Origin of the sequence: Streptomyces cinerochromogenes (assembly GCF_014648635.1) — a bacterium.
Lineage (GTDB): Bacteria > Actinomycetota > Actinomycetes > Streptomycetales > Streptomycetaceae > Streptomyces > Streptomyces cinerochromogenes.
In genome coordinates, this window is sequence record NZ_BMRM01000011.1 from 190,735 (window position 1) to 203,976 (window position 13,242).

At 72.8% G+C, this 13,242-nt stretch carries 6 protein-coding genes and 1 pseudogene; 6 read left to right on the forward strand and 1 reads right to left on the reverse strand.

What is annotated here, in order from left to right; genetic code table 11:
- Nucleotides 1–195 precede the first annotated feature (195 nt).
- The 6 genes and pseudogenes from IEZ20_RS40430 (at nucleotide 196) to IEZ20_RS22380 (ending at nucleotide 9,611) form a co-directional block, all read left to right on the forward strand.
- A complete protein-coding gene (locus IEZ20_RS40430; RefSeq protein ID WP_268253077.1) occupies nucleotides 196–327 on the forward strand; it encodes a hypothetical protein in 132 nt (43 codons plus the stop codon).
- A gap of 643 nt (nucleotides 328–970) precedes the next feature.
- Nucleotides 971–3,127: pseudogene (locus IEZ20_RS22360) on the forward strand (glycoside hydrolase family 31 protein); the annotation flags it as partial.
- A gap of 144 nt (nucleotides 3,128–3,271) precedes the next feature.
- Nucleotides 3,272–4,486 carry a chitinase gene (locus IEZ20_RS22365; RefSeq protein WP_189301504.1) on the forward strand — a complete coding sequence of 405 codons (1,215 nt, stop codon included), beginning with the start codon at nucleotides 3,272–3,274 and terminating at the stop codon, nucleotides 4,484–4,486.
- Nucleotides 4,487–4,650: 164 nt separating this feature from the next.
- Nucleotides 4,651–5,115, forward strand: coding sequence for a hypothetical protein (locus tag IEZ20_RS22370; protein ID WP_189301506.1), 465 nt, complete (start codon nucleotides 4,651–4,653; stop codon nucleotides 5,113–5,115).
- A 189-nt stretch (nucleotides 5,116–5,304) separates the two neighbouring features.
- Nucleotides 5,305–6,294, forward strand: coding sequence for an NHL repeat-containing protein (locus tag IEZ20_RS22375; RefSeq protein ID WP_189301508.1), 990 nt, complete (start codon nucleotides 5,305–5,307; stop codon nucleotides 6,292–6,294).
- A 122-nt stretch (nucleotides 6,295–6,416) separates the two neighbouring features.
- Entirely contained in the window at nucleotides 6,417–9,611 is a 3,195-nt protein-coding gene (locus IEZ20_RS22380; protein WP_189301510.1) for a caspase, EACC1-associated type, read from the forward strand.
- Here the strand turns inward: IEZ20_RS22380 and IEZ20_RS22385 are convergent.
- Nucleotides 9,591–12,965 (reverse strand): pyruvate carboxylase, encoded by a 3,375-nt coding sequence (locus IEZ20_RS22385; RefSeq protein ID WP_189301512.1) that lies wholly within the window; start codon nucleotides 12,963–12,965, stop codon nucleotides 9,591–9,593. The genes IEZ20_RS22380 and IEZ20_RS22385 overlap by 21 nt on opposite strands.
- Nucleotides 12,966–13,242 lie beyond the last annotated feature (277 nt).

The window sequence follows — 13,242 nt, forward strand, 5'->3', positions numbered from 1 at the left end:
CGCCCGGTGTCCCCGCCGCTCCGGGGCGGTCGGACGACACGGCAGCAGACTGCGGGCCGACGGCTCGGGTCGAGCCGGAGGAACCGGAAAGGACCTGCGGTGAAGATGCGCAAGGAACGTGCGGTGAAGAAGCGGACGAGGCGTGCGAGGGGCGAGCGGCCGGGGTTTGCGTCTCCGATGGGCGTGCGGAAAAGGTTGACGCCGCGGCGCCGGGGCACCGTCCGCCGGCTGGGGCGGGCCGCCCTGTTCGCGGTCGTACGCGGGATGGCCGGCGCGGCGGGCTCGGCTCTGGTCGCGGGCTGGCTGCTGTGGTGGCGGAGCCGCTGAGGGCGCGGGAGGGACATCCCCCCTCCCGCCGCTCGCGGTATTGACATGAGCCTGCGTCAACCCTGAGGCTTCGTGCGTGAAGTTGCTTGATCGGCGCTCGTTTCAAGCGTTTCCGAGCAACACCGCCGTAAGAACAGTCAGTCCGCAAAGGTGCGAGGGGAGCTGTTCCGCCGTGCGAAGACTCCGACACCGTGTGCCGTGGCCGGCCTGGATACCGCTGGGGCTGGCGAGCGTCCTGGCCGGGACCGCGCTCGCCGCCCCGGCCCCCGCCCAGGCCGCCGCACCGGCGGCCGGCGCCGTCCTGGACCCGGCCCACAGCAGCGTCAGCTGGCAGAGCCCCGTCTACGCCAAGGGCACCGGCGGCGGCCCCGAGAAGTGCCCGGACGCCGCCACCGACCCCGACGGCACGGTCTGCGCCCGCTTCGACCTCACGGTCTCGGTGCCGGACGGCTACTGGGACGACAACCCCGAGGGCGGCATCCCGCTGTCGATCGGATGGGAACGCCCCTCGGACGACTTCGACCTGTACGTCTACGACGACCACGGCAAGCAGGTGGCGTCCAGCGCGGGCACCGCCGACCCCGAGGCCACGGTGATCCCGCGGGCCTCGGGCACCTACCACGTGCTCGTGGTGCCGTACGACGTGCACGACAACTCCTTCACCGGCACCGCCTATCTGCCCGCGACCACGGACGCCGGGGACCTCACGTCCTTCTCGGGCGGCGACGGCAGCTACACCATCGGCGCGGGGCGGCTCACCGCCCGCGCCGACTTCCTGGAGGGGGGCCGACTGCGGCTCCGGGCCGACCCGTCCGGCTCGCTGAGCGATCCGGCCGGCTCCGCCATCGTGCGCCGGCAGCCCCCGCTCCAGCGGCACACGACGTCGTTCGACGCGGGCGACTACTACGGCATCCGGTCCCCCCAGGCCGTGCTGCGCGTCTACAAGAAGCCGCTGCGGTTCGGGCTGTACCGGCCGGACAACCGCACCCGGATCTGGCAGGAGGACAAGCCGCTGCGCTGGTCCACCGGCGGGATGCGGCAGAGCCTCGCGCGGGGCGCGGACGAGCAGTTCTTCGGCGGCGGCGAGCAGAACGGCGGTTTCTCGCACCGGGGCCGGACGATGTACGTCGCGAACAGCTTCGACTGGAACGAGGGCGGCTACAACAACTCCCAGCCCTTCTACCTCTCCAGCGCGGGCTACGGCGTCTTCCGCAACACGTTCGCGCCGGGCGTCTACACCTTCGGTTCCCCGGTGACGACCGGTCAGCAGGAACGGCGCCTGGACGCCTACTACTTCCTCGGCGACGCCAAGCAAGTGATCGGCGCGTACACGGCGTTGGTGGGCAGGCCCTTCATGCCGCCGGTCTACGGTCTCGAACCGGGCGACTCCGACTGCTACCTGCACAACGCCAACCGGGGCGAGCGGCACACCCTGGACGCGCTGAAGATCGCCGACGGCTACACCGAGCACCGGATGCCGCTCGGCTGGATGCTGGTCAACGACGGGTACGGCTGCGGGTACGAGAACCTGGAGCAGACCGCCAAGGGCCTCCAGGACCACCACGCCCAGCTCGGCCTGTGGACCCAGGACGGCATCGACAAGCTCGCCGACCAGGTGAAGGCCGGTCAGCGGGTGGCCAAGCTGGACGTGGCCTGGGTCGGCAACGGCTACAAGTTCGCGCTGGACGCCTGCGACGCGGCGAAGAAGGGGATCGAGGACAACAGCGACGCGCGCGGCTTCGTGTGGCTGCCCGTGTCCTGGGCGGGTGCCCAGCGCTGCGGGGTGCTGTGGAGCGGCGACCAGAAGCTGTCCTGGGACTACATCCGCTGGCAGATCCCGACGTACGCCGGGGCGACGATGTCCGGTATCGCCTACAACACCGGTGACATCGGCAGCATCTACCGCCACGACGCCGAGATGTACGCCCGCGACCTCCAGTGGAAGGCCTTCCTGCCGGCCGTCATGACGATGGACGGCTGGGCCAGCGACCTCACCACCGGCAAGCCCGCCGACCAGCAGCCGTGGCGGGACGGGGAGCCGTACACGTCCGTCAACCGCAAGTACCTCCAGCTGAAGGAGCGGTTGCTGCCGTACATGTACACCCTGTCCGCGCAGGCGGCGAGGACGGGCGTGGGTGCGGTGCGTCCGCTGTGGCTGGAGTACCCGGACGACCCGGAGACCCTGGGCGCGCGGGCGAAGTACGAGTTCCTGTCCGGCCCGGACTTCCTGGTCGCGCCGGTGTACGAGGACTCCGACACCCGCGACGGCATCTATCTGCCGAAGGGCACCTGGACCGACTACTGGACCGGGCGCACCTACGAGGGACCGACCACGCTGAACGGCTACCACGCCCCGCTGGACACCCTGCCGCTGTTCGTGCGCGCCGGCGCGATCGTGCCCATGTGGCCGAAGGGCACGACGAGTTGGCTCACCCGCGACCGGCACGAGCTGGACTGGGACCTGTACCCGGCGGCGCACGGCACCAGCCGCTACACGCTGTACGAGGACGACGGTGTGACCCGCGACTTCGCCAAGGGCGCGGCGGCCACCCAGCGGGTGTCGGTGCGCGGCGACGCCAGGGGTACGACCGTGACGGCCGGCGCGAGCCGGGGTGACTACGCGGGCAAGGCGGACGCCCGCGCGTACCGGTTCACCGTGCACGGCGGCGCGGCACCCGCGCGGGTCCTGCTCGACGGGCGTCAGCTGCCGCCCGGCGCCTGGTCGTACGACGCCGGCACCCGGGTCACCACCGTCAGCACCCCGAGCCTGTCGCTCGACCGCGGGTTCACTCTGCGCCTGGTCGACCAGGGTAAGCACAGGTAAAGGAATCGTATGGTCTAGTCCAAAGTGAACGTTGGTCTAGTCCAAATGATTGACGTGACCGCAACAGCTCCCGGAGGGTGGGGCTCCCCGCTCTGGGGCCCCCACCCTCTGGAGGCACGCATGAGACGTCTTCGGGCATGTCTGGGCGCGGCGGCGGCCGTCACCCTCGCCGCCGCCGGTACCACCGCACTGGTCGCGAGCAGCGCCTCGGGCGCGACCACCGCGCTGGACAACCGCTGGTACGCCGCCGCGCCCTATCTGATGCCGCTGGACAACGACCCGCCGGACCCGGCCGCCATCATGGACGCCACCGGGCTGAAGGCGTTCCAGCTGGCGTTCGTCCTCGCCCCCGACGGCGGCGGCTGCACCCCGACCTGGGGCGGCACGGCACCGGTCGCCTCGGACACCGCCGTGAAGTCGGTGATCAGCACCATCCGCGCCAAGGGCGGCGACGTCTCCGTCTCCATCGGCGGCTACGGCGGCACCAAGCTCGGCCAGGCCTGCGCGGACCCGGCGTCCACGGCTGCGGCCTACCAGCAGGTCGTCACCAGGTACGGACTGCACGCCATCGACTTCGACCTGGAGGAGCCGGAGTACGAGAACAGCGCGGCGATCAGGAACGAGATCGGCGCCGCCAAGATCCTCCAGCAGAACAACCCGGGGCTGTACGTGTCCGTGACCACGGCCGGCACGGCGGACGGCACCGGCTGGTTCGGCAAGCAGATGCTGCTGGAGGCCAAGGCGCAGGGCTTCACCCCGAACAACTTCTCCATCATGCCCTTCGACGGCGGCTTCAACGGCGCGGCGAGCCAGACCGGCGCGCTCGCCAACTTCAACACGATCCTGCAGTCCACCTTCGGCTGGGACCAGGCGACCGCCTACGCCCACGAGGGCTTCTCGGGCATGAACGGCCGCAGCGACACCGGCGAGTACTTCACCCAGGCCGACTTCCAGACCGTGCTCGACTACGCCACGAGCCACCACATGGACCGGTTCACGTTCTGGTCGCTCAACCGCGACCGGCAGTGCACACCGGCCGACAACGGCGGCCGTACCTCCGGCACCTGCTCCAGCGTGGCCCAGAACGCGTGGGACTTCGCCAAGTACTCCGTGAAGTTCGCCGGCGTCACCCCGCCGACCACCCCGCCCACCCCCACCCCCACGCCGACCCCGACGCCCGCCTCCTGCAAGCCGGCCTGGAGTTCCACGGCGGTGTACACGGGCGGCGACGAGGTCTCGTACGGCAAGCACAACTGGAAGGCCAAGTGGTGGACCCAGAACGAGGCGCCCGGAGCCTCGCAGTGGGGCCCCTGGCAGGACGAGGGCGCCTGCTGAACCGCCGGCCCTCGTGACGTGTCCGATTCCGGCCTTGCCTTCCGCGGGCTCACCCCTCCCGCACGGCGGACACGCGGCCCGACCTGCGCGACTGGTGCAAACGGCGGGACGGTCGTAGCGTCGGGTGCACGCGGTCGGACACAGCACGACGGGTGGGAGCGGCCATGCGCGGATCAGTGGTGGGAACAGCGGTCACCCTCGCGGCGGGAGCCCTGCTGACAGCGGCCATGACCACGGCCACGGCCGGCCCGCCGGCCACCACCACCCCGCCGCCTCCCCGGGCCGACGCCTCGCAGCCCGTCCTGGTGGACTGCCTGTGGCACCGCACCGTCCGCCCCGGTGACTTCATCCTGGCCTGCGGCGACGGCAACAGCCGGCTCACCGGGCTCCACTGGTCGCAGTGGGGCCCGGACGGGGCGACCGCCGTGGGCGTGAACATGGTCAACGACTGCAAGCCGTACTGCGCGGCCGGCACCTTCCGCTCCTACCCGGTGACCATCCGGCTCGACCAGGCCAAGCCCTGGAAGAAGCACCCCCGGGTCCAGCGGTACGACCGGATGAGCCTCACCTACCCGCAGAACCGTCCGGACGGCTTCAAGCAGGTCATGACGTACCCGCTCTGGGACTGACGGCCGGTACGGACGCCCCGGGGCCCGCGCCGTGGGCCGGAGCGTCACCCGGGCGCGCCCCGCGGGGCGCGTGCCGGTGGTCCGCGCGGGCGATACCCCGGCCCGGCTCCCGCCACCGGCGGCCCCTCCCCGGTCATGTTGGTGTGACCCGCACGCCGGCGCCCCGCGCGCCGACCGAAAAGAGGTCACATGCCCCGACCCTCCCGCCTGACCGGCGCCGCCACGGCCGTGCTCGCGCTCGGCCTCGTCGCCGCCACGCCCGCCCCGCCCGCCCCCGGCAGCGAGCGGCTCGTCACGGACTCGCGCGTCCTCACCCACTTCGACCTGGCCGCCGGACGCACACCCGAGAACATCGCGCTCGCCCCCGACGGCTCCGCCGACCTGACCTTCGCCTACGCGCGGCAGATCGCGCACGTCACCCCCGAGGGCCTGACCCGGATCCGGGCGACCCTGCCCGCCGTGGCCCACCCGGCGACCCCCCTCGTGCACCGCGCGGTCGTCACCGGCATCGCCCGCGCCCACGACGGCACGCTGTACGTCAACTACGCCACCGGCACCCGCAGGACCGGCATCTGGCGCCTCTCCCCCGACGGCGGCGCGCCAGAGAAGATCGCCGCGCTGCCGTCCGACGGGCTGCCCGACGGGCTGGCCCTCGACGAGCGGCAGGGCGTCCTGTACGCGGCCGACTCGGTGCGCGGCACCGTCTGGCGCGTCCCGCAGGCCGGCGGCACGGCCACGAAGTGGGCATCGGGTCCGGCGCTCGCTCCGCTCCCGGCGCCGGCCGCCCACGGCTCCGGCGTCAACGGCATCAAGGTCCGCCGGGACGCCGTGTGGGTGTCCAACAGCGACCGGGGCACGCTGCTGCGCATCCCCGTCGGCCCGGACGGCACCGCAGGCCCCGTGGAGACCCGCGCCGACGGGCTCACCGGCATCGACGACTTCGCCTTCCCCGGGTACGGCCGCAGCGTGCTGGCCGCGCTCAACTCCGGCAACCAGGTCGTCCTGATCCACCCGGACGGCAGTGTCCACCCCGTGCTCACCGCCGAGGACGGCCTGTCCAACCCCACCTCCGTGGCCGTCCGCGGCCGGACCGTGTACGTGCCGAGCGCCGCCTTCACCACCCGGCGGGACCCCAACCTCCTCCTCGCCCGCCTGCGCCACCTCATCGGCCGGGGGTAGGCCCCGCACCCCGTCGCCGCCGGCCGGTCCGGCCGGCGGCGAGCGCGTGTCTGGCGGGCGCCGACGGGCAGGGCATAAGCTGGCCGTCGGCCGCCAACTCCGCACGGACCGCGAAGGATTGCATGTACCGGGCCTTGATCGTGTGCAACTCGCGGTTCCCGGGAGACCCGGGCGCCCTGTCCGAACTCCAGGGCCCGAAGGCCGACGGGCTGCTCCTGCGGGACGCGCTCACCGACCCGACGGCGGGTCTCTTCCAACGCAGCGAGGTGCGTCTGGTCACCGAAGCCGACGCCGGGGAGATCGTCCGCGCGGTCGACGAGTTCTTCAGCACCGCGGAGTCCGACGACACCCTGCTCTTCTACTACAGCGGGCACGGCCGCAACCGCAACCGGAAGCTCTTCCTGTGCGCGAGCGACACCCGGACGGACAGACTGCGCGGGACCGCCCTCCCGGCGGCGACGTTGTCGGATGCCATCGACGACAGCTTCGCCCAGGTGAAGATCGTCATCCTGGACTGCTGCCACAGCGGCGGCTTCAAGGGCGACGACGGCCTCCTCGACGCGCTGTCCGGCGAGGGGCGCTATCTGATAGCCGCCACCTCGGCGGCGGACCGGGCGGCCGACGCGGAGGCGCGCGGCGAACCGAGTCCCTTCACCCGCGCCCTGGTCGACGGACTGCTCACCAAGGCCGTCGACCGGAACGACGATCACGTGGTCGACCTGGACGACCTCTTCACCTACCTCGCGCAGGTCAAGTTCGACGGGCACGCGCCGCACCGCACCTTCGACGGGGCGGGAGCCGTCCCCATCGCCCGCCGCCCGGCACCGGCGGCCGAGCAGCCGGCGGTCCCGCCGCCGCCTCCGGAGCCCGGACCCACCGGCGGCGACCACCGTGCCGGGGGCCGCCCGGTGTCCATGGACGACATCGCCCCGGGCGAGACGCTCAGCGAGAAGCTCATCGAGGCGTTCCGGCGCGGCCTGAAGGACGACATGGCGGCCGCCCTGCCCGAGCAGCTGACGTCCGGCGAGTTCCTCCAGCGGGCCGGGCTCCTGAAGAACGGCCACCCCACCGTGACCGGGGTCCTGTTGTTCGGACAGAACCCGACGGCACTGCTGCCCTCGGCGATGGTGCGCTGCGTCCGGTTCCGCGGGACCCGCAAGACGGATCCCGTGCAGAGCCTCGACCTGCACGGCACGGTTCCCGAACTCATCGTCCAGGCAAGGGACTTCGTGGCGAGTTCGACCGCGCTCGGCGAGTCGCCCACCGCCGCGAGCGCGTTCAGCGAGCCCGCCTACCGCTATCCGATGATCGCGGTACGGGAGATCATCGCCAACGCCGTCGTCCACCGGGACTACACCGACCAGGCGGCCTGCGTACAGGTCCACGTCTTCGACGACCGGATCGAGGTGACCAGTCCCGGCACCTGGGGCGGCCCCTCGCACAGGCCCGACGGGCAGGTACGGCTGAGCGCCCTGGAGGGCCAGTCACAGCCCCGCAACTTCCGTCTGGCCCGGCTGCTGACCTGGGTGAAGCTGGTCGAGTCCGTCGGCCTGGGGCTGCCCCGGTCGGTCGCGGACTGCCAGACCGCGGGATCGCCGGAACCGGTGGTGGTGATCCGGCACGGAATGATCTCGGTCACCCTCTTCCCGGCCGACCCGCCGGAGGTCCGGGAATCCGCTCGGCCTGCGCGGACGGAGGCCGACGCCGTCTCCTCCCGGCACCTGGACCCGGCGCGCATCGCCGAGGTGCGGACCCTGGGCTCCGGCGGCTCGGGCTACCGGGTGACGAACGACTGCGTGCTGACCGCGGCCCACGCGGTGCAGGACGACGCCGACATCCGCCTGCGGCTCACCTTCGGTTCCGAGGAATGGACCGGCCCGGCGACCGTCGCCTGGGTGGACGACAGCGCGGACGTCGCCCTCCTGCGGTTCGAGCCGCCCAGCCACGCCCCCGTCGTCCCTCCCGTCCGCTACGGCCGCATCACGAGCCGGCCCGCGGTGGTCACCGTGGAAGCCGCGGGCTTCCCCGCCTACAAGAGGCGTCAGGACTGGCAGAGCGGGCTGATCATCAGGGACCTGGCCCACCTGTTCGGCACCGCGTCCACGCTGTCCAACCTCCGCAGCGGCACGCTCGAGATCACCGTGAACGGCGCGCCGCACGAACCGACAGACGGCGGCCCCTCCCCCTGGGCGGGAATGGGGGGCGCACCGGTGTGGACCGAGGGGCACATCGTCGGCATCATCCACGCGGTCAACCCGTCCGAGGGCCCCGGTCACCTCGAAGCCGTCCGGATCGAGCGCTTCCTGACCGGTTCACCCGAGCTGGCCGCGCTGCTGGGGCTCGGACAGCTCGACAAGCTGCCCGAGATCCCCCGCCCGGAGCCCGAGCGGGTGGCCCCCTATGCCGACCACATCCGCGCCCTGGCTCCCGCCGTGCTCCACGACCGGGAGACGGACCTGGCCGAGCTGACGGCCTTCTGCCACGGGGACGAGCCGTACGCCCGCTGGCAGGGCGCCCCCTGGTCGGGCAAGACGGCGCTGTTCGCCGCCTTCGCCCTGCGTCCCCCCTCCGGCGTCGACGTCGTGGCGTTCTTCGCCACGCACCGCTCCGCGGGGCACGCCGACAGCATGGCCTTCACCGACTCGCTCGTCGAACAGCTGGCCTGGTTGCTCGACGAACCCGTGCCCGGAGCCACGATGCACTCCGGCGCACGGGACCAGCTGCGCAGTCGCCTGCTCGGGCGGGCCTCGGCGCGGGCCCGCGCCGAGGGCCGGCGGCTGCTGCTCCTGGTCGACGGTCTCGACGAGGACCGCGGCCCGCAGACGGGCCTGCCCAGCATCGCCTCACTGCTGCCGCAGCAACCGGACGACGGTCTGCGCGTGCTCGTCGCCGGCCGTCGCACGCCGCTGCCCGACGACGTACCCGCCGGGCACCCGCTGCGTCACTGCCGGGTCCGCCTACTGGGGCCGTCCTCCGTGGCCCGGGACGTCTCCCGGGAGGCCTTCGACGAGCTGTACACCGTACTGACCGCGGACCAGGACAACCAGGACGTCATCGGCCTGATCGCGGCCAACCCGGCGGGGATCACCAGGTCGGACCTGGCCCGGCTGACGGGCCAGGCCCCCTACCGGCTGGAGACGATCCTCAGGGGCGGCATCGGCCGCCTCCTCACGGCGGAGGAGGGGGGTCCGGCCGAGCCGCGGCTCCGCTTCGCGCACGAGGAGTTCCGCACGACCGCGGTGAAGCACCTCGGCCCGCGCCTCATGCAGATCTACGAGGAAGGCCTGACGGACCGGTCACGCGAGTTCCGCCAGTAGGTCCCCGCCCTCCACCTGCTGGATCCGGGTGATGGCCAGCCTGGAGACACGGCCCGCCTTCGGGGCGGTGATCGTGGCCTCCATCTTCATCGCCTCGATCGTGGCGATCGTGGCACCCGCCGCCACCTCGTCGCCCTCGGCGACGGCCAGCGTCACCACACCGGCGAAGGGTGCCGCGACATGGCCGGGGTCGGACCGGTCGGCCTTCTCCGTCACCGGGACGTCGGAGGCGGCCGCGCGGTCGCGGACCTGGATCGGGCGGAGCTGGCCGTTGAGCGTGGACATCACGGTCCGCATGCCGCGCTCGTCGGCCTCGCCGATCGCCTGCAGCTCGATCAGCAGCCGGACGCCGGGCTCCAGGTCGACGGCGTACTCCTTGCCCGGGCGCAGGCCGTAGAAGAAGGCCTTGCTGTCCAGCACGCTGGTGTCGCCGAAGGACTGGCGGTGCGTCTCGAACTCGCGGGTCGGGCCGGGGAACAGCAGTCGGTTGAGGGTGGCCCTGCGGTCCTTGGCGAGGCCCTCGCGGTCCTCGGCGGACAGCTCGGGCGCGGGCCTGGCCGCGGCGCGTCCCTGGAGGGCCTTGGTGCGGAACGGCTCGGGCCAGCCGCCGGGCGGGGTGCCCAGCTCGCCGCGGAGGAAGCCGATCACCGAGTCGGGGATGTCGAACTTGTCGGGGGTCGCCTCGAAGGCGTCCGGGGAGACTCCGGCGCCCACCAGGTGCAGGGCCAGGTCGCCGACGACCTTGGAGGACGGGGTGACCTTGACCAGGCGGCCGAGGATGCGGTCGGCGGCGGCGTACATCGCCTCGATGTCCTCGAAGCGGTCGCCGAGACCGAGGGCGACGGCCTGGGTGCGCAGGTTGGACAGCTGACCGCCGGGGATCTCGTGGTGGTAGACCCGGCCGGTCGGGGAGGCGAGGCCCGCCTCGAACGGGGCGTAGATCTTGCGGACGCCCTCCCAGTAGGGCTCCAGGTCGCCGACGGCCTGGAGGTCCAGGCCGGTGGGGCGGTCGGAGTGGTCGGTGGCGGCGACGAGCGCGGACAGCGACGGCTGGGAGGTCGTACCGGCCATGGAGGCCACCGCGCCGTCGACGGCGTCGGCGCCGGCCTGGATCGCGGCGAGGTAGGTGGCGAGCTGGCCGCCGGCGGTGTCGTGCGTGTGCAGGTGCACGGGCAGGTCGAACTCGCGGCGCAGCGCCGAGACGAGCTTGGCGGCGGCCGGGGCGCGCAGCAGGCCCGCCATGTCCTTGACGGCGAGGACGTGGGCGCCGGCCTCGACGATCTGCTCGGCGAGGCGCAGGTAGTAGTCGAGGGTGTACAGGCGCTCCGACGGGTCGTTGAGGTCGGCGGTGTAGCAGAGGGCGACCTCGGCGATCGCGGTGCCGGTCTCGCGTACGGCGTCGATGGCGGGGCGCATCTGGCCGACGTCGTTGAGGGCGTCGAAGATGCGGAAGATGTCGATGCCGGTGGCGGCGGCCTCCTGCACGAAGGCGTCGGTGACCTCGGTCGGGTACGGGGTGTAGCCGACGGTGTTGCGGCCGCGCAGCAGCATCTGGAGGCAGATGTTGGGGACGGCCTCGCGCAGGGCGGCCAGCCGCTCCCAGGGGTCCTCGGCGAGGAAGCGCAGCGCGACGTCGTAGGTGGCGCCGCCCCAGCACTCCAGGGAGAGCAGCTGCGGGAGGGTGCGGGCGACGACGGGGGCGACGGCGAGGAGGTCCTTGGTGCGGACCCGGGTGGCGAGCAGGGACTGGTGGGCGTCGCGGAAGGTGGTGTCGGTGACGCCGATGGTCGGCGACTCGCGCAGCTGCCGGGCGAAGCCCTCGGGGCCGAGGTCCACGAGGAGCTGGCGGGATCCGGCGGGCGGCTCGCCGGCGGGCAGCGGCGGCAGCTTGGTCAGCGGGTCGAGCAGCTCGGGCCGCGTGCCGTGCGGCTTGTTGACGGTGACGTCGGCGAGGTAGGTGAGCAGCTTGGTGCCGCGGTCGGCGGAGGAGCGGGCGGTGAGCAGGTGCGGGCGCTGCTCGATGAAGGAGGTCGTGACCCGGCCCGCCTGGAAGTCGGGGTCGTCCAGGACCGCCTGCAGGAACGGGATGTTCGTGGCGACACCGCGGATGCGGAACTCGGCGACCGCGCGCCGGGCCCGGCCGATCGCGGCCTGGAAGTCGCGGCCCCGGCAGGTGAGCTTGACCAGCATCGAGTCGAAGTGCGCGCTGATCTCCGTACCGGCGTGGGTGGTGCCGCCGTCGAGGCGGATACCGGAGCCGCCCGGGGAGCGGTACGCGCTGATCCGGCCGGTGTCGGGGCGGAAGCCGTTGGCGGGGTCCTCGGTGGTGATGCGGCACTGGAGGGCGGCGCCGCGCAGGGTGACCCTGTCCTGGGAGAGTCCGAGGTCGGCGAGGGTCTCGCCGGAGGCGATGCGCAGCTGGGCCTGGACCAGGTCGACGTCGGTGACCTCCTCGGTCACGGTGTGCTCGACCTGGATGCGCGGGTTCATCTCGATGAACACGTGGTTGCCGTCACGGTCGAGGAGGAACTCCACCGTGCCGGCGTTGCGGTAGCCGATCTCGCGGGCGAAGCGGACGGCGTCGGCGCAGATCCGGTCGCGCAGCTCCGGGTCCAGGTTGGGCGCGGGGGCCAGCTCGATGACCTTCTGGTGGCGGCGCTGCAGCGAGCAGTCCCGCTCGAAGAGGTGGATGACGTTGCCCTCGCCGTCGGCGAGGATCTGCACCTCGATGTGGCGGGGCTCGACGACGGCCTTCTCCAGGAAGACGGTGGGGTCGCCGAACGCGGAGGCGGCCTCGCGGGAGGCGGCCTCGATCGACTCGCGGAGCTGGGCCGGGTCCTCCACGCGGCGCATGCCGCGCCCGCCGCCGCCCGCGACCGCCTTGACGAAGACCGGGAAGCCGATCTCCTCGGCCGCGCGGGCCAGTTCGTCCACGTCGGGGGAGGGCTGGGAGGAGCCCAGGACGGGCACGCCCGCGGCCCGGGCCGCGGCGACCGCGCGGGCCTTGTTGCCGGTCAGCTCCAGGGTGGCGGCGCTGGGGCCGACGAAGGTGATGCCCGCCTCCTCGCAGGCGCGGGCCAGTTCCGGGTTCTCGGACAGGAAGCCGTAGCCCGGGTAGACGGCGTCGGCGCCGGCCCGGCGGGCGGCGCCCACGATCTCCTCGACGGAGAGGTAGGCCCGCACCGGGTGCCCCGGCTCCCCGATCTCGTACGCCTCGTCGGCCTTCAGCCGGTGCAGCGAGTTGCGGTCCTCGTGCGGGAACACGGCGACGGTGCGCGCGCCGAGTTCGTAGCCCGCCCGGAACGCGCGGATGGCGATCTCGCCACGGTTGGCGACCAGCACCTTGCGGAACATTCTGGATTCCCTTCAGCTGCCTGCCGGCGACGAACACCCTGGTGTCAGCCACGCCCTGCCGTACTCGCGGACACCATAGGGGGTGCCCGCACGGGTCGAGATGCGAAAACCATCACACCGACAGGGTGGGCGGCGCCACAGGGGCGCGCCGGGCCGTCCCGGTCGGAAGCGGCAGCGCAGCCCCTCGGGGAAGGCCGGCGGGGGCGCGGCGAGGGCCGCGCGGATCGATTCCCCCAGGACGGAGCGGGCGCCGTGGCCGCCGCCGTGCCGGCGCGGG

Coding starts and splice junctions, on each gene's coding strand:
- IEZ20_RS22365 (WP_189301504.1), top strand. CDS start 3,272: ATGAGACGTCTTCGGGCATGTCTGGGCGCGGCGGCGGCCGTCACCCTC.
- IEZ20_RS22370 (WP_189301506.1), top strand. CDS start 4,651: ATGCGCGGATCAGTGGTGGGAACAGCGGTCACCCTCGCGGCGGGAGCC.
- IEZ20_RS22375 (WP_189301508.1), top strand. CDS start 5,305: ATGCCCCGACCCTCCCGCCTGACCGGCGCCGCCACGGCCGTGCTCGCG.
- IEZ20_RS22380 (WP_189301510.1), top strand. CDS start 6,417: ATGTACCGGGCCTTGATCGTGTGCAACTCGCGGTTCCCGGGAGACCCG.
- IEZ20_RS22385 (WP_189301512.1), bottom strand. CDS start 12,965: ATGTTCCGCAAGGTGCTGGTCGCCAACCGTGGCGAGATCGCCATCCGC.